Raw genomic sequence first — 20933 nt, forward strand, 5'->3', positions numbered from 1 at the left:
TGCCCCAGTGGTGACGGTCTAATCAGTCGTGCCGGTCCAATCATGAGAAATCGCCGTGTCTTCGGCCACCTGCCGGGACGTGACCGCGTGGAGGTAGCCGCGGGCGAGCGCGCGACGCCCGGACGAGCGGTGCAGCTCGCCGAGCATCCGCCGCGTGGCCGCCTCCCCGCTGCGGTCGCCGAGCTGCCGGAAGATCGCCAGCGAGCTCTCCAGCCGGGCCGAGCCGTGCCGCCAGTCGCCCCTGGCCGCCTGGAGCCCGCCCAGCCCCTGCATGGCGTACGCCGCGCAGTGCCGGTCGCCGAAGCCCTCGAATATCGTCAGCGCGCGGCCCTGGGCGCGCATGGCCCGTCCGGTCTCCCCCGCGAGGTCGTGCAGGCGGCCGATCTGGAGCGACACGCAGCCCTCCCGGTGGGCGTCGCCGAGCTCCCGCGCCATGCGCAGCGCGCCGCCGAGCCAGTCGGCGGCACCGTTCAGGTCGCCCGCGCTCAGGCAGGTGCGCCCGAGCGCCTGCCGTGCGTACGCCTCGCCCGACCGGTCGTCCAGCGACACGAACATTCCGAGGGCCCTGCGGAAGTGCCGGGACGCGGCGGCCCGGTCGCCCCGGAACTGGCCCACCGCGCCCAGCCCGCAGACCGACACCGCCTCGCCCCTGACGTCCCCGAGCGTACGGAAGATCATCCGGGAGCGGCGGAACATGCCGGCGGCCTGGACGTACCTGTCCCGATAGAGGGCCACCTGGCCGAGCCCCCGCAGCATCGCGGCCTCGCCCGCCCGGTCTCCGGCCGCGCGGGCCGCCTCCAGGGCGACGCGGTGGGTCTCCTCCCAGGCGCCGAGGTGACAGCGCAGGTCGAAGTACGGCACGAGCGCCGCCGCCAGGCCCCAGGCGGCGCCGGCCAGCCCCGCGTCCGCGGCCAGCCGTACGGCCTCGACCAGGGTCTCGTGCTCGGCGCCGAACCAGGAGACCGGGTCGGCGGCGACCCGGCGCAGGGCGTCCTCGGGCAGCCGCCAGCGCCGGGCGGCGGGCGAGGTCAGGCGGAAGACCGTGGTGGGCAGCCGGGCCGTGGCGTGTTCCGCGGCGGCCGTCCAGCCGGCGACCACCCGCGCCAGCGCCGGCATGTCCACCTCCCCCGCCTTGTCCCTGGCGTCGACGCGCAGCAGGTCGGGCAGCCGGTAGCGGGGCTGGCCGAGGGGGTCGGTCCCCTCCGGGCGCAGCAGGTTCGCGTCGACCAGCACGTCGGTCACGTCGTCGCTGCGGTGCCGGTCGAGCACGGCGTCGACCACCCAGCCGGGCAGCGGCCGGGTGCCGAGCAGGCCGAGCGCGCGGAACGTGCGCGCGGCGTCGTCCGGCAGCAGTCGGTAGCTGCGGTCGAACGACTCCCGCACCTCCAGGTCGCCGGCGCGCAGCTCGGCGAGCCTGGCCGTCTCGTCGTCGAGCCGCCGCCGCAGCACCGCCGGGGACCAGCCGGGCCGGGCGGCCAGCCGAGCCCCGGCCACCCGGACCGCGAGCGGCAGCCGGCCGCAGGCCCGCACGATGGCGGCGGCCTCCTCCGGCTCCCGTTCCAGCCGCTCCGCGCCGACGATCGCCGTCAGCAGTCCCAGCGCCTCGGCCTGCGGCAGGACGTCCAGGTCGATCCGCGCGGCGCCGGGAAGCTCGGTGATGCGGCGCCTGCCGGTCACGACGACGGCGCTGCCGCCGCCCGGCAGCAGCGGCCGCACCTGCGCGGCGCCCGCCGCGTCGTCGAGCACGACCAGCATCGGCCGTTCGGCGAGCAGCGTGCGGTAGAGCGCGGCGCGCTCGTGAACGGTGGGCGGCAGCGGCTCCGCCGCGCCGAGCGCGCGCAGCGCCTCGGCCAGCAGCTCCCCCGGCTCGACCGGCGCCCCGGCGGCGCCGTGCGGAGTGTCGCCGGGCTGCGCGGTGTCGTTGAGCTTCGCGGCGGTGTCGCTGGGCTGCGCGGTGTCATCTGGCTGCGCGGTGTCATCTGGCTGCGCGGTGTCGGTGCCGCCGAGCGACAGGAAGAGCTGGCCGTGGGGGTAGGCCTCGCGGACGGCGTGCGCGCAGCGCACCGCGAGCGCGGTCTTGCCGACGCCCGGCGGCCCGGTGACGACGGCGACCCCGCCGGGGGCGAGCGCCCGGGTAAGCGCCGCCACCTCGGCGGCCCGTCCGGTGAAGTCCACCAGGTCGGGCGGCAGCTGACGCGGCACGGCCCGCGGGGGCCGCTCCCCGGCGAGCACGGCCTCGTGCGCCCGGCGCAGCTCGGGGCCGGGCTCGACGCCGAGTTCGGTCACGAGGTGCTCGCGGATCGTGGCGAAGGCGTGCAGCGCCTCGCCCTGCCGCCCCGACCAGTGCAGGGCCAGCATGAGCCTGCGCCACAGGTCCTCGCGGAAGGGATGGTCGGCGAGCAGGGCCCGCAGCTCCCCGACCGCCTCGCCGTACTCTCCGGCCGCCATGAGCAGCTCGACCAGGTCCTCGGCGGCGCGCAACCGCGCCTGGGCGAGCCGTTCGAGCCTGCGGTCCCACAGCGGGCTTCCGGGCAGGTCGGACAGTGGGACGCCCTGCCACAGCGCCAGCGCCCGTGCCAGCAGGCCGGCCGCCTCGTCCGGCCTGCCCCGCGCCCGGCACTCCCGCGCGGCGGCCACCCGCTCCTCGAACAGCAGCAGGTCGAGCTCGTGCGGCGGCAGCTCGATCGCGTACCCCGCTCCCAGGGCCCGGATGCGGGCCGGGGCCTGCCCGAGCTCCGCGCGCAGGGCGCTCGCGTACGTGCGGAGGTTGGCCGCGGTCGAGCGCGGCCGGTGGCCCGGCCACAGCACCTCGGCGAGCTCGTCGCCGCCGACCGTGTGGTTGGCGTGGAGGAGAAGGGTGGCCAGGAGCATGCGGGGTTTCCGGCCGCCGAGCCGTGGCGCCGCGCCCGGCAGGCGGACCTCCAGCGGACCGAGCACGCTGAACGTTGGCTTATCGACTGTCATGACCGCGTTGCTCCCCCTGTCGAAGGACCGGTTCGCCATGACTCGCCCACCCTTTGTACCGAGTCTTGATGTTTTTTGTGCAGTAGATTCCGACTCTTTTTGGTCATGAGACTCAAATCGCTTGTCACGGCGGGCCTCGCGGTGGTCCTCGGCCTCGCGTTCGGCGCCGCCACCGCCCCGGCGGCCTCCGCGGCGGGTCCGCGCCCGGACTTCCAGATGCCGTTCCCCTGCGGCCAGGTGTGGACCGGCAACTCCAACGCCAGCAGCGCCCACCAGTCGTACGAGATCGACTTCAACCGCGGCAGCACGGCCGACGCGGACCTCGGCGACCCGGTCGTGGCGGCGGCGGCCGGCACGGTGGTCATCGCCGCCAACCAGGGGTCGACCAACGGCTTCGGCAACCTCGTCAAGATCGACCACGGGGGCGGCTGGTTCACCTACTACGCCCATCTGCGGGTCATGTCGGTGAGCCAGGGCGCGCAGGTCAGCCAGGGCCAGAAGATCGGCGAGGTCGGCAACACCAGTAAGCCTGGCAACAACATCTCCCCGCACCTGCACTACGAGGTGCGCACCAGCGACACGTCCTACCCCGCCAACATCCAGAAGGCGGTGTTCAACGGGGTCACGTTCGGCTACCCCGTGCAGACCGTGACCTCGCACAACTGCGGCGGCGGCGGTTCGTCCAACCCGTACACCCCGCAGGAGGTCTGCGGCGCCGGCTACTCGGTGATCGACTCCGCCGCCCTCGGCACGGCGGGCACCGTCTACCTGCTCTACAACTCCGGCAACGGCAACAACTGCGTGGTCACGATGAAGAAGACCTCGCTGGGCACGGCCACCGCGACCAGCGCCTACCTGGAGGTCCAGGGCAAGACCCGGGTGACCGACTCGGGCAACTACGGCTACTACGCCGGACCCGTGCGCGCCTCGGCCGCCGACACCTGCGTCAAGTGGGGCGGCAAGGCGGGCTCGTCCAGCTACGACAGCCCCTTCGAGCACTGCGGCTGATCCCCGTGACCGAACTCCTGGTCGTCCGCGGGTCCCGACGTACGGCCCTGACCGCCGTCGGCGTCGTGACGCTCCTGCTGTGCCTGGCCGGGCTCGTCCCGGCCGGGCCGGCCTCGGCCGCCGAGGGCCCGCTCGCCACCGCCTTCACGCGGGCGGCGGCGGCCCACGGCGTCCCCCGCGACCTGCTCGTCGCGCTCGCCTACGCCGAGACCCACCTCGACGGCCATGACGGCAGGCCGAGCGCGAGCGGCGGGTACGGCGTGGCGCACCTGGTCAGCAACCCCACGCTGCACACCCTGGAGGAGGCGGCGCGGCTCACCGGGGCGCCGGTCGCCTCGCTCAAGGCCGACGACGCGGCCAACGTGGCGGGCGCGGCGGCCGTCCTGCGGGCCAGGGCCGACGCCCTGGGCCTGGACGCCGCCGCCCGCGCCGACGCCGGTCGCTGGTACACCGCCGTCGCGCGTTACGGCGGGGCGAGCGCGCCCGAGGTCGCCCGCCTGTACGCGGACGCCGTCTACGACCTGCTGTCGGCCGGGTTCACCGCGCGGACGCCGGCGGGCGAGACGATCAACGTGGCCGCCCGCCCGGTGAATCCGGACCGGGGAGCCCTCGCGAACGCCCGCGACCTCGACCAGCCGGAGAACCGCACGCTCGCCGCGGCGGCCGTCGACTACCCCGGCGCGACGTGGGTGCCGGCCAGCACCGCCAACTACGCGGTGTCCGACCGGCCGGCGAGCGACACGATCGACCGCATCGTCATCCACGTCACCCAGGGCTCGTACGCCGGGACGATCTCCTGGTTCCAGAACCCCGCCGCCCAGGTCTCCGCACACTACGTCGTACGGTCGTCCGACGGCGCGATCACCCAGATGGTGCGGGAGAAGGACCGGGCCTGGCACGCGGGCAACTCCGACTACAACCACCACTCCATCGGCATCGAGCACGAGGGATACGTGGACGACGCGTCCTGGTTCACCGACGCGATGTACCGCTCCTCGGCCGCCCTCGTCCGCTCCATCGCCGCGCGGTACGGCATCCCCAAGGACCGGTCCCACATCGTGGGGCACTACCAGGTCCCCGGGTCCGACCACACCGATCCCGGGCCGTACTGGGACTGGAACACGTACATGCAGTACGTCACGGGCGGCAGCGGAACCGGGAACCCGTACACGCCGGAGCAGGTGTGCGGCGCCGGCTACTCGGTGATCGACTCCGCCGCCCTCGGCACGGCGGGCACCGTCTACCTGCTCTACAACTCCGGCAACGGCAACAACTGCGTGGTCACGATGAAGAAGACCTCGCTGGGCACGGCCACCGCGACCAGCGCCTACCTGGAGGTCCAGGGCAAGACCCGGGTGACCGACTCGGGCAGCTACGGCTACTACGCCGGGCCGGTACAGGCGGCCGCGGCGGACAAATGCGTGAAGTGGGGCGGCAAGGCGGGCTCGTCCGGGTACGACAGCCCGTTCGAGCACTGCGGCTGACCTCTTCCTGATCCGAAGCACGATCCGGGGCCCTCGCGCGCCACGCCGCGCGGGGTCCTCGTGCTGTATCTGGGAGAACTCTGAGAGCGTGGGCCCCGCTGGGTGTAGAGCCCGCAGGGAGGGCATTAAGGGCCTGACCCGGCAGTCCTCGTGGGCGACTCATGCCCGCGGAACCACCCGCACGCAGAGGAATTCGATGAGCGACCAGCCGCCCGAGTGGGCGAGAAATCTTGAGAAGGCGGCGATCGAGGCGGCCAGGGCCGTCGAACGCGCCGGCCGGGCACTCGGCAAGGCGGTGGAGCAGGCACAGCGCACCGCCAAGGCCCAGGCGGCGATGGCGGCCGCCTACCAGGCGGACCTGGAGGGACTGGAGAACGTGCTGCGGGCCCTTCCCGCGGAGCAGGTCAGGGACATCTCGGCGGCCGCGGCGGTGGTGACGGCGACCGCCGACCAGGTGCTGGCCCAGACGCCGAAGGACGACCTCTGAGCCGGTGCGGCTCCCCGAATCGGCCGATCTGAAACCGGGACAGATATCCACAACCTGTGGACGACGATCCAGACCTGTGGTTTCCACACCCCTGGGCCGGGGTGCACCGGAGGGATCCCGGCGGCGCTCCTCATGGTGACCGCATCGTCCGGCTTCTGGCGTTAGCGTCACCTGCATGGAAACCGCGGAAATCGGAGGGATCGCCGGGTGGGCGATGGAGCTCACCGAACGCCTGGGTGCGCCGGGCGCCGGCGTCGCGATCGCCCTGGAGAACCTGTTCCCGCCGCTGCCCAGCGAGGTCATCCTGCCGCTCGCCGGGTTCACCGCCGCGCGTGGGGACATGAGCCTGGTCGCCGCCCTCCTGTGGACGACCGCGGGCTCCGTCGTGGGTGCGCTCGCGCTGTACTGCGTGGGCGCGCTGCTCGGCCGGGAGCGTACGGTGGCCATCGCGACGCGTCTGCCGCTGGTCAAGATCTCCGACATCGAGAAGGCGGAGGCGTGGTTCGCCCGGCATGGTGTGAAGACGGTGTTCTTCGGGCGCATGATCCCGATCTTTCGCAGTCTGATCTCGGTCCCCGCCGGGGTGGAACGCATGCCGCTCGGCACCTTCCTCCTGTTCACCACGCTCGGCAGTCTGATCTGGAACACCGTGTTCGTGCTGGCGGGTTACCTGCTCGGCGAGAACTGGCACCTCGTCGAGGAGTACATGGGGATCGTGTCCAAGGTGGTCGCGGCGGCCGTCGTGCTCGTCGTCGTCCGGTTCGTGGCCGTACGGATGCGGGAACGGCGCGGCCAGGGACGCCATGTCCGTTGACCAGCCGCTTCCCGCGTAGGCCCGCCGTCCCGCGCGGCGCGAACCGCCGCGCGACGACGGGTGGGGTCGAGTGGGTCAGCGTCGCGCGGTGTCGAATGCGCCGGCGTCGCCCATGAGGTCCGCGCGCTTGGCCGCGGCGACCACCGAGACCCAGGCCATGGCGACCAGCACCCCGACGCACAAGGTGAGGGAACCGGCCCGCCCGCCGGACATCGCCCATCCGTTGCCCAGCAGGAGAGCCAGGCCGCCGAGACGGGAGGCGACCGCGTGCCCGGCCCGCCCCGCACGGGCGAAGTGCCGGCCGAGGACGAAGCAGGCCGCGATGAGCGCGGTGAAGGCCACCGAGCCGGCCGCCATGTGCAGCATCGCGTGCCAGCTCATCCCGGCCGGGGCCCCCAGCGGGGTGCCCGCGGGGAAGCCGTCCCCCGGGTCCATGCTGAAAACTCCGGCCGCTGCCAGTCCGGCGCCCTCGACGAGCAGCAGCCTCGGCGCCCACGTCCCTCCGGGAGTGCCGCGCATGACCCTGCGCAGTCCGATCGCCCCGGCGACCGTCAGGAGGGCGGTGATCCAGAAGTTGCCGATCTGCAGCCAGCCGAGATCGCCGGTGCTGAGCATGCTGAGCGGGTGACGGAGCAGGTCGAACCCCTCGCGGGTGAACGCCTGCGTCAGCGAGACGACCCCGAAGACGGGCGTGGTGAGCACGGCGCAGGTGAGCAGCGCACGCGTCGAGCCCCGCGTGGGGCGCGGCGCGGTCGGCTGCGGGGTGATCTGGGTGCTGATCTGAGTGGTGTCCTGCGTCGCGGTCATCGCCGTTCCCTTCTTCGGTGTCCCGGGCTTCGGTGGTCCGGGCTTCGGTGGTCCCGGCCGGTGTGGTGGCCGGCCTCGCTGACGCGTCGAACGGCGGCCGCGCGATTCGACCGTCCGCGCCCACTCGTGCCGCCCGCCTGCCGCCCAGCCCCGTCCACCTGCGGCGTCGGCCAGGAGTGCGCATTCCCTGTCACATGCGCATTCCCTGTCACATCACGGCAGAGGCCCAGGTCACGACGTGTCAGGATCGGAGCGTGTCGAGTCCGGCTCGTCCCGTACGACGTGTAGGTGACGGCGGGACCGGCGACCGGCCCGCCGGCCGAAGGATCAGAAAGAAGGAGATCGACGATGCGGTTCCTGATGACCACCAAGGGCGGCTCCCGGACGCCGGACGCGGCGATGATGGCCGAGATGGGCGCCTTCATCGAGGAGATGACCAGGGCGGGCGTGCTGCTTGCCACCGGCGGGCTGGAGCCGGGCGGCCTGCGGATGGTCTCCTCCGGCGGCGAGATCACCGTGACCGACGGCCCCTTCACGGAGGCGAAGGAGGCGATCGTCAGCTTCGCCCTGATCGAGGCGCGGTCCCGCGAGGAGGCGGTGGAGCTGGCCCGCCGCTTCTGGAAGATCGTCGGCGACGGTGAGAGCGCGATCCAGCAGGTGTTCGGCCCCGAAGACGGCCCCGACGCCGGCTCCCGCTGACGGCGTGATCAGGCAGGTGTCCGGCCCGCAGGCGTCCCCGGTGACGTACGCGCCGGGTTGCGCGGCGGGCGGGCCGGTGCTGTCATCGGTCGAATGACGTCCCTGGACGCCCATCGCGTCGTGGACGCGGTCTGGAAGATGGAGTCCGCCAGGATCGTCGCCGGCCTCGTGCGGATGGTCGGCGACGTCGGCCTGGCGGAGGAACTGGCGCAGGACGCCGTCCTCGCCGCGCTCGAGCAGTGGCCCGAGGCGGGCGTCCCGGACAACCCGGGCGCATGGCTCATGGCCGTCGCCAAGCGCCGGGCCGTCGACCACCTGCGCAGGGAGGAGCGGCGGGACCGCGGGCAGGAGTTGCTCGCCCACGATCTCGCCACCCGCCCGGACGACGGCGAGCGTGACGTGGACGACGTGGTGGACGCGCTCGACGGGGAGGTCGGCGACGACGTCCTCCGGCTGATGTTCGTCTCCTGTCACCCGGTGCTGTCCACCGAGGCCCGGGTCGCGCTCACGCTGCGGCTCATCGGCGGCCTGCGGACCGACGAGATCGCGCGGGCCTTCCTCGTCTCCGAGAGCGCCGTCGCGCAGCGGATCGTGCGGGCCAAGCGGGCGCTCGCCGACGCGCAGGTCCCCTTCGAGGTCCCGTCGGGGCCGGAACGGGCGGCCCGGCTGTCGTCGGTGCTCGAAGTGATCTATCTCGTGTTCAACGAGGGATACGCGGCGACGGCGGGCGACGACCTGATGCGCCCGTCCCTCTGCCTGGAGGCGCTGCGCCTGGGCCGCGTCCTGGCCGAACTGACCCCGGACGAGGCCGAGGTGCACGGCCTGGTCGCGCTGATGGAACTCCAGCAGTCGCGGTCGGCCGCGCGCACCGGCCCGTCAGGGGAGCCCGTCGTGCTGCACGAGCAGAATCGGGGACGCTGGGACCCGCTGCTGATCCGGCGCGGCTTCGCGGCGCTGCTGCGGGCGCGGCAGGCCGGCGGCCCACTCGGCCCGTACGTGCTGCAGGCGGCCATCGCGGCCTGCCACGCGCGGGCCGCCACGCCGGAGGAGACCGACTGGCCGCAGATCGCGGCGCTCTACGAGGCCCTCGTCAGGGTGCTGCCCACGCCGGTCGTCCAACTCAACCGCGCGGTGGCGCTCGCCATGGCCTACGGGCCGCGCGCCGGTCTCACGCTGGTGGACACGCTGACCGGCGAGCCGGCGCTCAAGGGCTACCACCTGCTGCCCGCCGTACGCGGGGACCTGCTGGCCCGGCTCGGCCGGCACGGCGAGGCCCGGGCGGAGTTCGAACGCGCGGCCTCCCTCACCCGCAACACCGCCGAACGGGCGGTGCTGCTGCGGCGCGCCGCGACCTGCGCCGGCGAGGAGGTCGAACCGGCGGCCACCGAGACCAGACCGGAGGCCAAACCGGAGACCGCGGAGGCCGAACCGGCGGCCGGACCGGCGGATGGGGGCGTCACCCTCGGCAAGGCCATGCGGCTCTTCCTCGCCCGGCCCGGTCTGAGCGCCGGCACCGTCCGCTCCTACGACCAGACCCTGGCGCGGCTGTGCCGGCACCTCGGCGAGGACGTCCCGCTGCGGGACGTGACCTCCCACCGGATCGCCGAGGTCTTCGCCACGGCGTGGGGCACGGCGGCGGGCGCGACCTGGAACCGGCACCGCGCGGCGCTGCGGTCGTTCGCCACGTGGGCGGCCGAGCGCGGCTGGGGCCCCGCCGACCTCGCCGCCCCGCTCGACCGGCGGCCCGAACCTCGCGACCGCACCCGCCCCATCGACCGGTCGCGGCTGGAGATCCTGTGGGAGCGGCCGGACATCCCGCTGCGCGAGCGCACGCTGTGGCTGCTGCTGTACGAGAGCGCGGCCCCGGCCGAATGGGCGCTCTCGCTCGACGTGGAGGACCTCGACCTGCCCGGCATGCGCGGCGAGGTGAAGGGCAGGCGGCACTGGCTGCGCTGGCAGTCCGGCACGGCAGCACTCCTGCCCGTCCTCGTCGGAGACCGCCGCCGGGGCCCGCTGTTCCTCGCCGACCGCAGGCCGGGGCCGGGCCGCATGCCGGCGGCGACCGACCTGTGCCCGCACACGGGCCGGGGCCGGCTGTCGTACGAGCGGGCGGAGTACCTGTTCAAACGGGCCACCGGGGACCTCGACCCGGAGGGCGGCGGCTACACGCTGCACCGCCTGCGCCACTCGCGCCTGGCCCACCTCGCCGAGGACGGCTGGTCCGCGCCGATGCTGATGTCCCTGTCCGGCCACGCCAGCGCCCGGACCCTCCACGGATTCGTCCGGGTCCCGCGACCTGCGGATACCGTTGCCTGAGTGGGGAGGAAAGCGGCATACCTCAAAGACGTCCTGCTCTGTGCCGTCCTCTGGGCCGTCCTCGGCCTGCCGGCGTTGTGGGCGGGCCTCACGACCATCCTGGCCGACAGGTACTCCTGGCCCGAGGTGATCGCGGGCCTGGTGGTGATCGGCGTCGCCGTCGCGCTCGCCCGGCCCCGGCCGCTGGGGGCGATGCTCGTCACGGCCGCGCTGTGGGCGGGTTCGGTGGCCGTGCGGGGCGACCCCACCGTCTTCTTCCCGGCCCTGGCGGTGATGAGCTACCTGGCCGGGGTGCGCATGGCCCGCGCCCGGCCCGCCCTGCTCGGCCTGTCGGCCGCCGCGGTCGTCGCCGCCGCCGTCGTCCCGTTCGTACGGTGGCTTCTCGCGGCGCAGTGGGATCTGGGCGCGTGGTTCTTCGCGGTCACGGGCATCGCGCTGTTCGGACTCGTCCCGTGGCTCGCGGGTCACGCGAGGCACCAGAGCCTGGCCCTGACCAGGGCGGGCTGGGAACGCGCCGGGCATCTGGAGCGCGAGCGGCGGATGCTCGCCGAGCAGGCGAGGCTGCGGGAGCGGGCGGCCATCGCGAGGCAGATGCACGATCTGCTCGGTCACGACCTGAGCCTGGTCGCGCTGCGGATCGGCGCCCTGGAGGTCGCCGCCGACCTCCCCGAGAGCCGGCGCCGGGCGGTGGGCGAGGCCCGCGAGGCGGTCACGGCCGCGTCGGAGCGCCTGCGCGACATCGTCGCCGTGCTCAGGGACGGCGACGGCCCCGGCACGTCGGACCAGGACCCGACGTACGCGGATCCGCCCGAGGAGAGCGTGGGCGAACTGGTCCGGCGCGCCGCAGCCGCAGGAATGCCGGTCACCCTGCACGGCGCGCAGGAGGAGGCGCGCATCCCCGCGCCGGCGCTCGCCACCGTGCGGCGGGCCGTCCGGGAGGGGCTGACCAACGCCGCCAAGCACGCGCCCGGCGCCCCGGTCACCGTACGGCTCGCGCACACACCGGGCGAGACCGTGGTCACCGTCGCCAACGCCGCGCCGCACGAGCCGGGCCGCGGCGTGACGGGCGGACACGGACTGCGGGCGCTGGCGGAGCGGGTCCGGCTGCAGGGCGGGTCCCTGGAGAGCGGTCCCGCCGGCGGCGGATTCACCCTGACCGTACGGCTGCCCCACACCGCCGCCCGGCCCGCCGGTGCCGTGCCGGCCGAGTTCCTCGTCTCCGAGTTCACCGGGGCCGAGCACGACGGCCCCGGGGTTGCGCCGCGGCCGGTGGAGCTGGATCTGGCGCTGGCCCGGCGGCGGGTGCGCCGTACGCGGCTGGCCGCGGCGCTGGTCTCCCTGGCCGCGGCGGCCGGCGTCGTCGCGTTCGTGCTGGGGTTCACGGTCTACGAGGCGGCCACCTCTGTCCTGCCGCCGGCCGAGTTCGCGAAGCTGCGGGTCGGCCAGGCCGAGCGGGAGGTCGCGGCGGTGCTGCCGGCCAGGACCAGGGTCGACCAACCGTCGTGGCCCGAGCCGCCGATCCCGCCGGGCGCCCGGTGCCGCTACTACAGCGCAAGCCCCGAGCCGTTCGGCGCGTTGCAGCTCTACCGGCTGTGCTTCGCCGGGGGCCGGCTGGTCGGCAAGGCTTTCCTGCCCGCCTGAGCGGCGCCCGGACAATCCCGGTGGTTCCGTACCATCGAGGCGTGCACGCGATCCGGGTGGTCCTGGCCGACGACGAACCGGTGATCCGGGCCGGGGTGCGGGCGATCCTGGCGGCGGACCCGGACATCGACGTGGTCGCCGAGGCCGCCGACGGGCGTGAACTGGTGGACGCCGTCCTGGCGCACCGGCCCGACGTCGCGCTCGTCGACATCCGCATGCCCGGCCTGGACGGGCTGGCCGCCGCGGCCGAGGTGCGCAGGACCGCCCCCGGCACCGCCGTACTGATCATGACGTCCTTCGGCGAGGACGCCTACGTCGCGCGGGCGCTGGGCGACGGCGCGGCGGGGTTCCTGCTGAAGACCGGCGATCCGCGCGAGTTCCCCCTGGGGGTGCGGGCGGCGGCCGAGGGCGGGGCGTACCTGTCGCCGCCGGTGGCCGCACGGGTCATCCGGGGGCTCGCCGGCGACCGGCTGTCGCGCTCGGCCGCGGCCCGCGAGCAGGTCGCGGCGCTGACCACCCGGGAGCGCGAGGTGCTCGCCCTGGTCGGCGAGGGCATGTCGAACGCGGGCATCGCCGCCCGCCTGCACCTCGCCGAGGGCAGCGTCAAAACCTACGTGAGCACGATCATGGGCAAGCTCGGCGTGCCCAACCGGGTGCGGGCGGCGGTCATCGCCCACGAGGCGGGACTGGCGGGCGGGCGGTAGTCAGCACCGCCGCCAGCGCCGGGCGCCGCCGCATCGCGGCGACCAGGGCGGTCGCGGGACTCCGCAGGGCCAGCAGGACCAGCGGCGCGATCAGCGCGCCGAACAGCAGCCCCGCCGCCACGTCGTGGGGGTAGTGGACGCCGACGAAGACCCTGGAGAACGCCTCCAGCAGCGCGAGCACCGGCGCCACCACCGCCGCGCCGCGCCACAGGGCGACCAGCGCGACGGCCGCCGCCGCGGCGAAGGTCGCGTGGTTGCTCGGCAGCGACCAGTCGCCGTACGGCGGGCAGTGCGCCACGGTGACCACGTCGGTCATGTCCCAGCAGGGCCGGCGCAGCCGCAGGACGCTCTTGACGCCCTCACTCGCAAGGTAGGCCGTCACCACCGCGACCGGTGCGAGCAGGGCGAGCGCCATCCTGCGGTCGTCCTGCCGCCGCGCCCGCCACCAGCCGAAGACGAGGAACGCCAAGAGGATCGCGGGGACGGCGTCCGTCGCGATCTCCGCCGCGTCGCGCACCCATGCGGGGGTGTGCAGGGCGAACGCGGTGACCTCCCGGTACCACTCGGCGCTGATGTCCGGGACGTCCTCGATCTCGTTGCCCACCGGTTCCCCTCCGTGCTGCGTCCTGCCGGTCCGTCCGGCCCCTCGAACCTAGGGACCGGACGGCACGGCGGGCAGTCGCGGAAAGTCGCCGGTGACCATTGACTTTCGTCAATCTTCCGCCGGGTTGGCCCGCCTCCGGCGGGTGAACCGGGCGTACGCCAGGGCGGCACCGCCGACCAGCAGCGGCCAGACGAGATAGACGCCCGACGCGGCGACCAGCAGGGCGACCGCCACGAGCGCGAGCAGGGCGGCGGCCCTGGCCCGGCCACGCGGCAGCAGCCGGATGGCGGCCGCCACGCCGATCGCGTAGACCACCACGAACGATCCGTTGGTCATCAGCACCAGCGGACGGATGCCCGTCCCCGCCGCGTACACGACGGCGAGCGCCAGGAAGGACAGCACGGCGACGACCGCGAGGCTGCGCCGGGGCACCTCCCCGGCGACGCTGCCGCGGGAGAGCCAGCCGGGCAGGGCGCCGTCGCGGCCGAGGGCCGCGCCGAGCTTGGCCGCCCCGGCCCAGTAGGCGTTCATCGCGCCGAGCGTCAGCAGCAGCGCGGCGACGGCGGCGAGCAGCCGGGCGTTGCCGCCGAGACCGAGGGCCAGCAGGTCGCCGAGGGGCGCCCGTGCGCTCCCGGCGGCCGGGCCGAGGACGGCGACGGTGGCGAAGGCGACCGACAGGTACAGCACGCCGACCAGCACGACGGCGGCCGCGGCGGCCCTGGGCAGGTCCCTGGCGGGCCTGCGGAAGTCGGCGGCGAGGTGCGTGATCGCCTCCCAGCCGGCGAAGCTCCACACCAGCAGGGCCGCCGCCGGGGCGACGGCCGTCCAGCCGTGCGGGGCGAACGGCCGCAGGTTGGCCACGTCGGTGTGCGGGAGCGACAGCGCGACGGCGACCACGAGCAGCGCGACGAGCAGCCCCGCCAGCCCGAGCTGGACCCGGCCGGTCACCCGCAGCCCTGAGGCGTTCGACACGGTCACGATCGCCATCAGCCCCGCCGCCGTCAGCGTCGCGGTGCCGGTCCCGCCGCCCACAGCGGCGGCGACGTACTCGCCGCCGAACAGCGCCGCGGCGGCGGCGCTCGGCGGGATCGCGAAGTAGAAGCACCAGCCGACGACGACCGCGGCCCGGTCCCCGAAGGCGAGGCGGGCGTAGGTCGACACGCCGCCGGAGTCCGGGTGGCGCGCGCCGAGCGCGGCGAAGGCCGCGGCCAGCGGGGCGGACAGCACGACCAGGCCGAGCCAGGCCAGCAGCGACGCCGGCCCGGCCGCCTGGGCAGCGAGCGCGGGCAGGGCGATGACTCCTGTGCCGAGCACCGCGCCGACGTACATGGCGGCGCCCTGGGCCGCCGTGAGGCGGCCCGCCGGTGTGGTGACGGGTGCGGCGGCGGATGTGACGGCGGATGTGACGGCAGGGGTGACGCTCGTCCGAGTCATGCGCGTTCACCTTCCAGTCAGGGGAGTGGCCGGCCGGGGATTCCCCGGCCGGCCCAGATCGGGGAGCTGTCTCAGGCGGAGGTGCTGAACTCGAGGCTGGCGGGCAGGTCGGAACGGCGGGTGACGTTGAGCTTGCGGTAGATCCGGGTCAGGTGCTGCTCGACCGTGCTGACCGTGATGTACAGCTTGTCGGCGATCTCGCGGTTGGTGTATCCGACCGCGGCGAGCGAGGCCACCCGGCGCTCGGCTTCGCTCAGCGTCCCCGGACCGCTGTCCGTGCGGGGCGGCTCGGCCGGCTGCGCGGGAGCGCCCTGGGTGAGCGCGTTGACCAGCGGGACGGCCTCGCACTCCTCCGCGATCCGCTGGGCCTGCCTGGCGACCGTACGGGCGCGGCGCAGCTCTCCCACCGCCTGGTAGGCGTCGGCCAGATCGACCAGGGCCCGGGCCAGCTCGTACTGGTCGCCGCTCGCCTGGAGCATGTCGGCGGCGCGGCGCAGCATCGGGGGACGCTGCTTGGGCTCGCTCGCCGCGGCCGTCAGCCGCAGACCGGTCCCACGGGCGCGCACCGGCCCGGGGGCGCAGCGCGCCACGTGCTCGTCCAGCAGCGGCCGGGCCCGCTCCGGGCGGCCCATGCCGATCAGCGCCTCGGCCGCGCCCGTCCGCCAGGAGACCAGTCCGGGCGAGTCGAGGCTCCAGGAGCCCATCAGCTCGCCGCAGGTCTGGAAGTCGCGCAGCGCCATGCCGAGGTCGCCCGTCGCCAGGTGGTAGCGGCCCCGCGCGTTCAGGTAGTGCAGGCCGTACCGGGTCTGGAGCATGGCCTCGGGCACCGGCTGGTTCACCAGTTGCACGGCCTCGTCCAGCCGGCCCATCGCGGTCACCGCCGTCAGCAGCACCGACAGCGGGGCGCCGACCGCGACCCCCCAGCTCGTCGGCGGGATGAGCCGTACGGCCATCTGGGCGAGGCCCTCGGCGCCCTCCAGGTCGCCCTGCCGCAGGCTGATCTCGGCGCGCAGCGCCGCGAGGCGGGCCTGCCTGCTGGGGGCCCGGCGGCTGGCGGCCTCCTCGAAGAACAGGTCGCACCAGGGCGCCGCCAGGTCGGGCCGCTCGCCGTAGATCAGCGCGAGCAGGGCGCACTCGACGGCGTCCATCGACATGTCGTCGAGGCGGGAGCCGCGCAGGATGCGCTCCACGTCGGCCAGCGTCTGGGGGTGCGGGCCCTTGGTCAGCACCGCCGCGAGCGCGGTGGCGGCCTCCAGCCTGCCGATGACCGGCGCGGACGGCGGCGCCTGCGTGCTCATGTCGGTGACCCTCGGGATGTGCGCGAGGAACGGAGTGTAGGAGCAGCGCAGCCACGGCCGGGCGGCGCGGATCTCGGCCACGGTCTCCGCGTCCATGATCGAGCCGATCCTGCCCAGGTGGTCGAGCACGTCGCGGGCGTCGTCGAAGCGGCCGTGCCACAACAGCGCCTTGGCCAGCACGACCGCGTCGGAGCCGCGCAGGTGGCCGCGGTGCATGGCGTCGGTGAGCTCGTCGAGGTGGGCCGCGGGAGCGCTCGGGTTGAGCCGCCACTCCGCCCGCACCAGAGTCGTCTTGATGGTGGCCCGGCGCTGGTCGTCGGTGCACGCGCCGTCGGCCAGCCGCAGGTAGTCGACGGCGGGCTCGACGCGTCCCTCGCTGAGCGCCTGCCTGGCCGCCTCCTCCAGGATCGGCACGGCCCAGGGCCCCCCGTTGTGCGAGGCGGCCAGCAGGTGCTCGGCGATCACGGCGGCCGGTGCGCCCTGGCCGTACGCCAGCTCGGCGGCCCTGCGGTGCAGGTCCGTCCGCTCGTGCCGGTCGAGGTCGGCGAGCACGGCGGCGCGCGCCTGGGGGTGGCGCAGGTGCAGGTCGGCGCCGACCAGCCCGGCGTTGTGCAGCGCGTTGAGCGCCTGGACGACGACGCCGGCGTCGAGGTCGAGCAGCCGGTCGAGGTGGCCGGGGTCGGCGGCGACCGCCAGGCCCCGCGCGACGCGGGCCGCGAGCGGGTGCCCGCGGCGCAGGCACGACTGCACCGCCTGGCGGTAGGCGTCGCCCGCGACGATCTCGTCGATCCCCGCGTCCGCCTCGGTCTCGGCCGTGGCGCCTCCGGCGTCGGCCGCGGCGAGGTGGTCCTCGATGAGCGCGCCCACGAGCAGCGGGTTGCCGCCGCTGACCGCGTGCCAGTCCGCGGCGAGCCGCCGGGCGACGTCGTCACCGACGATGTCGGCGGCCATGATCTCGACGCCCTCGCGGGACAGGGCCGACAGCGGGAGGCGGCGGCAGTGCGGCTGGCGCAGCAGTTCGGTCTGGAACAGCGTCGGGGCGTTCCACGACTCCTCCGACTGGCTGAAGATCGCCAGGATGTGGGCGAAGCGCAGCCTGCGGGCGAGGTAGGCCAGGCAGAGCTGCGAGGCGCGGTCGGCGTGCTGGATGTCGTCCACCACGATCATGAGGGGGTGCCGCTCGGCGAGTTCGAGCAGCACCATACACAGGGCGTGCACGATGTGGGCGTCCACCTGGTCGACGTAGTCGGCCAGCGGGTCGGCCGACATGGCGCAGCGGGCGCCCTCGTGCAGCAGGTTGCGGGTGCGCTCCTCCTCGTCGGGGGTGAGCGGCGCGTTGTGCAGGATCTGCGACAGCACGGCCAGTGCAAGTCCCGACTCCGCCTGCGAGCAGGTCGCGGTCAGCGGCAGGGCGCCGTGCTCCAGCGCGTCCTCGACCAGAGTGTTGAGCAGTGCGGTCTTCCCCGTCGCGACGGGCCCGCCGACGATGGCGATCTTTCCTCTGCCGGTGACGGCGTCGGCCAGCATGTCCTCAAGGGAGGCCAACACCTCTTCCCGCTCCACCAGGGCCATAATGAGCCTCCCGAATTCCGTTCGATTCTCGGCCGCGCGGCCGGTTCACAATTGCCGTGACTTCTGTAAAGCTTCAGTGTTGAGCAGCGTTCAGCCGACCAGCGTCATTCGCGCGGAAACGCTCTCGCCGGCCCGCTCCCCCGCGCCTTCCCCATCCGTTTCACCCGCGCGGGCCAGCGCCGAGCGGACGGCGGCGAAGGACGCGGCGACCACGTCGTGGTCGAGGCCCACCCCCCAGACCTGCCGCCCGTCGATCACACACTCGGCGTAGACCGCGACCTCCCGGTCCTCCGCGCTCCCGGCCGCGGCCTCCACGCCGGTGCGGTGGACCATCTGCACGTCCACGTTCCAGACCGCCAGCCGGGCGCCCAGGGTGCGAATGGCGTCGGCCCGCGGCCCGGCGACGTCGAAGCGCGCGCCGTCGACGTACAACGTGGTCTGCAGCGGCCGGCCGCCGAGCCCGAGCGGTACGGTGATCTCGGTCCGCGACAGGTACTCCTCGTCGAACAGATCGCGGACGACGGCCGGGGTGATCTCCCCGCCCGAGCCGTCCGCGTGGGCCTGCACGACGCGGGCGAACTCCGCCTGCAGGTTCTTGGGCAGGTTCAGCCCGTGCCAGGCGCTCAGGATGTAGGCCACGCCTCCCTTGCCCGACTGGCTGTTGATGCGCACCACGGCCTCGTACGTGCGGCCGACGTCCTTGGGGTCGATCGGCAGGTACGGCATCCGCCACGGCAGGTCGTCCACGCCCACGCCGGCCTCACCTGCCTCCACGGCCAGCGCGTCGAAGCCCTTCTTGATGGCGTCCTGGTGGGAGCCGGAGAAGGCCGTGTAGACGAGGTCGCCGCCGTACGGGTGGCGGGGGCTGACCTGCATCTCGTTGCAGTACTCGACGGTGCGGCGGATCTCGGTGATGTCGGAGAAGTCGATGCCGGGGTCGACGCCGTGGGTGTACATGTTCAGGCCGAGCGTGACCAGGCAGACGTTGCCGGCCCGCTCGCCGTTGCCGAACAGGCAGCCCTCGATCCGCTGCGCGCCGGCCAGCAGCGCCAGCTCGGAGGCGGCCACGCCGGTGCCCCGGTCGTTGTGCGGGTGGATCGACAGGCAGACGTGCTCGCGGCGCGACAGGTTGCGGTCGAGCCACTCGATCTGGTCGGCGAAGACGTGCGGGAGCGACCGCTCCACCGTCGTCGGGAAGTTGAGGATGATCTCCCGGCCCTCCTCCGGCTGCCACACGTCCATGACCGCCTCGCAGACCTCGAGGGCGAACTCGGGCTCGGTCTCGTTGAACAGCTCGGGCGAATACTGGAACCCCAGGTCGCAGTCGCCGAGGGTCGCCTCGGCGTACTTCATCATCAGGCGGGTGCCCTCGACGGCGAGGTCCCTGCACTCGTCGCGGGTCATGCCGAAGACCACCCGGCGGAAGAGCGGGGCCGTCGCGTTGTAGAGGTGGATGTTGGCCCGGGGGGCGCCGGCCAGGCTCTCCACGGTCCGCCGGATCAGCTCGTCCCGCGCCTGCACCAGAACCGAGATCCGCACGTCGTCGGGGATCCGGTCCTGCTCGATGAGCATGCGCACGAAGTCGTGGTCGTCCTGGCTCGCCACCGGGAACCCGACCTCGATCTCCTTGTAGCCCATCCGTACGAGGAGGTCGAACATCGCCAGCTTGCGCTCCGGGCTCATCGGGTTGACCAGCGACTGGTTGCCGTCGCGCAGGTCGGTGGACAGCCATCGCGGGGCGGCCTCGATCGTCCGGTCCGGCCAGCGCCGGTCCGCCAGGCGGACGGGGGTGAAGGCCGAGTAACGGGAAGGAGAGCTGCTCATGAGGAATTCCTTTCTCATCGGCGACCATGTCACCGAATTCGCGACCGACCGTTTTCCGAAAAGCTGTCCGCGAATCCCGCCGACTTCCTTCCGGAAGGCCGTCCGAATTTCCGGCGATTCGCTGACCGGCACGTTGCCGAAGCTACAAGCGCCCTGGTCAAGGGGCAAGGGAGAAGCAACTAGAGTGCGCCCGGCATCACCCGGACGATCGGTAGGGGTATCGAAAGTTGTAGGCCCGGTACAACCTCCCGGGCGGCCCTCTTAACGACCCCCTGAATCGGACACATACTCCGGGTCATGTCGATGAGCAGAGCAGCGTTCCCAGCCATTTCGATTCCGCCTTTCCGAATCTTCGGAATGTGCGTGACCGAGGCGCGCCCGTCCGTTCTGGCCATCTTCTTCCTGCGGTTCGCCGCCGGCGCGGCCGTGGACGCCGGACTCGCCCCCGCCGACCCGTTCCGCCTGCTGGCGGGCGCCCTGGTGTGGCAGTGCGCGATCTTCTTCGTCTACCTGTTCAACGGCGTGACGGACGTGCGGGAGGACCGCGTGAACGGCTCGCGCCGGCCGATCGCCCGCGGCGACCTCGACCCCGAACTGGCCTGGATCGTCGCCTGGACCGCCGCCGCGGCCGCCCTGCTCGGCGCGCTGCTGCTCGGCGGCGCGATGATCTGGCTGGTCACGGCGGTGCTCGTGCTCGGCTACCTCTACTCGGCGCCGCCCTTCCAGCTCAAGAAGTGGTCCAGCGCCACGGTCGTGGTCGGCGGCGTGTCCGGCCTGCTCTCCTACTGCGCGGGATACGCCTCGTACGGGACCGGCCCCGGCGGGCGCGAGATGATCGCGCTGCCCGCGTTCGCCGTCGCGGCGTCGCTGTGGATGGGCCTGGTCGGCACGCCGGCGAAGGACCTGCCGGACATCGCGGGCGACCGCTCCGCCGGGCGGGCGACGTTCGCGGTGAGCCGCGGAGAATGGCCGGTCAGGCTGCTGCTGTCGGCGGTCGCCGCCTGCGTCGCGCTCGCTTTCTGCGCGGTCGCGCTGCTATTGCGGGTGCCGCTCGGCATGGCGCCGGCCGTGATGCTCACCGGCGCCGCGCTGCTCACCGTCGTCACTCTTACTCCGCTTTCCCGGGGGTCCCGGGTGCGCCGCCGCCTGCCCTACCGGGCGTTCATGACGACGCAATACGCTGTGCATTTGGCTGTTCTTCTCCCGCTGGTGTCACAATTCTTATTGTCTGGGCGTGCGGCTTAGTCCAGGATGGAGGGCACTCGTCCGCTTCCTCT

Annotated in this window: 14 protein-coding genes and 2 pseudogenes; 10 read left to right on the forward strand and 6 right to left on the reverse strand. The window is 73.8% G+C overall.

The window, feature by feature from the left end:
* Positions 1-18: 18 nt before the first annotated feature.
* A complete protein-coding gene (locus Msi02_RS23210) occupies positions 19-2964 on the reverse strand; it encodes an AfsR/SARP family transcriptional regulator (protein WP_204050236.1) in 2946 nt (981 codons plus the stop codon).
* Positions 2965-3069: 105 nt separating this feature from the next.
* On the opposite strand from Msi02_RS23210, the gene Msi02_RS23215 reads away from it, so the two are divergent.
* The 4 genes from Msi02_RS23215 to Msi02_RS23230 all read left to right on the forward strand — a co-directional run bounded on the left by Msi02_RS23215 (position 3070) and on the right by Msi02_RS23230 (position 6757).
* Positions 3070-3972, forward strand: a complete 903-nt coding sequence (locus Msi02_RS23215) for a M23 family metallopeptidase (protein ID WP_204050237.1) — start codon at positions 3070-3072, stop codon at positions 3970-3972.
* A 5-nt stretch (positions 3973-3977) separates the two neighbouring features.
* Positions 3978-5456, forward strand: a complete 1479-nt coding sequence (locus tag Msi02_RS23220; RefSeq protein ID WP_239108637.1) for an N-acetylmuramoyl-L-alanine amidase — start codon at positions 3978-3980, stop codon at positions 5454-5456.
* A gap of 196 nt (positions 5457-5652) precedes the next feature.
* Positions 5653-5943 carry a hypothetical protein gene (locus Msi02_RS23225; protein ID WP_204050238.1) on the forward strand — a complete coding sequence of 97 codons (291 nt, stop codon included), beginning with the start codon at positions 5653-5655 and terminating at the stop codon, positions 5941-5943.
* Positions 5944-6118: 175 nt separating this feature from the next.
* Positions 6119-6757, forward strand: coding sequence for a DedA family protein (locus Msi02_RS23230; protein ID WP_204050239.1), 639 nt, complete (start codon positions 6119-6121; stop codon positions 6755-6757).
* Between the two features lie 75 nt (positions 6758-6832).
* Here the strand turns inward: Msi02_RS23230 and Msi02_RS23235 are convergent, their stop codons facing one another.
* Positions 6833-7564 carry a DUF998 domain-containing protein gene (locus Msi02_RS23235; protein ID WP_204050240.1) on the reverse strand — a complete coding sequence of 244 codons (732 nt, stop codon included), beginning with the start codon at positions 7562-7564 and terminating at the stop codon, positions 6833-6835.
* Between the two features lie 348 nt (positions 7565-7912).
* Between Msi02_RS23235 and Msi02_RS23240 the strand changes: the two genes are divergently transcribed.
* From Msi02_RS23240 to Msi02_RS23255, 5 genes and pseudogenes are all read left to right on the forward strand, one after another.
* Complete coding sequence (locus Msi02_RS23240; protein ID WP_204050241.1) at positions 7913-8263, forward strand: YciI family protein; 351 nt, start codon at positions 7913-7915, stop codon at positions 8261-8263.
* A 93-nt stretch (positions 8264-8356) separates the two neighbouring features.
* A pseudogene (locus Msi02_RS44575) lies at positions 8357-9619 on the forward strand (RNA polymerase sigma factor); the annotation flags it as partial.
* A 153-nt stretch (positions 9620-9772) separates the two neighbouring features.
* Positions 9773-10579 (forward strand): annotated as a pseudogene (locus tag Msi02_RS44580) (tyrosine-type recombinase/integrase); the annotation flags it as partial.
* Positions 10580-12220: a sensor histidine kinase gene (locus Msi02_RS23250; RefSeq protein WP_204050243.1), complete on the forward strand. Its 1641-nt coding sequence runs from the start codon at positions 10580-10582 to the stop codon at positions 12218-12220.
* A gap of 41 nt (positions 12221-12261) precedes the next feature.
* Positions 12262-12924, forward strand: a complete 663-nt coding sequence (locus Msi02_RS23255) for a response regulator transcription factor (RefSeq protein ID WP_275414163.1) — start codon at positions 12262-12264, stop codon at positions 12922-12924.
* Here Msi02_RS23255 and Msi02_RS23260 read toward each other — a convergent pair.
* The 4 genes from Msi02_RS23260 to leuA all read right to left on the reverse strand — a co-directional run bounded on the left by Msi02_RS23260 (position 12887) and on the right by leuA (position 19656).
* A complete protein-coding gene (locus tag Msi02_RS23260) occupies positions 12887-13528 on the reverse strand; it encodes a phosphatase PAP2 family protein (RefSeq protein ID WP_079314387.1) in 642 nt (213 codons plus the stop codon). The genes Msi02_RS23255 and Msi02_RS23260 overlap by 38 nt on opposite strands.
* Positions 13529-13636: 108 nt before the next feature.
* The gene (locus Msi02_RS23265; protein ID WP_204050244.1) at positions 13637-14962 is read right to left on the reverse strand and encodes an APC family permease; all 1326 of its coding nucleotides are present in this window, start codon (positions 14960-14962) and stop codon (positions 13637-13639) included.
* A 71-nt stretch (positions 14963-15033) separates the two neighbouring features.
* Entirely contained in the window at positions 15034-17832 is a 2799-nt protein-coding gene (locus Msi02_RS23270; protein WP_079314386.1) for a helix-turn-helix transcriptional regulator, read from the reverse strand.
* Positions 17833-17922: 90 nt separating this feature from the next.
* Complete coding sequence (gene leuA, locus Msi02_RS23275; protein WP_239108638.1) at positions 17923-19656, reverse strand: 2-isopropylmalate synthase; 1734 nt, start codon at positions 19654-19656, stop codon at positions 17923-17925.
* 363 nt (positions 19657-20019) lie between these two features.
* On the opposite strand from leuA, the gene Msi02_RS23280 reads away from it, so the two are divergent.
* A complete protein-coding gene (locus Msi02_RS23280; RefSeq protein ID WP_204050246.1) occupies positions 20020-20901 on the forward strand; it encodes a UbiA family prenyltransferase in 882 nt (293 codons plus the stop codon).
* Positions 20902-20933 lie beyond the last annotated feature (32 nt).

The sequence above is a fragment of the Microbispora siamensis genome (genome assembly GCF_016863095.1).
GTDB classification, from domain to species: Bacteria; Actinomycetota; Actinomycetes; order Streptosporangiales; family Streptosporangiaceae; genus Microbispora; species Microbispora siamensis.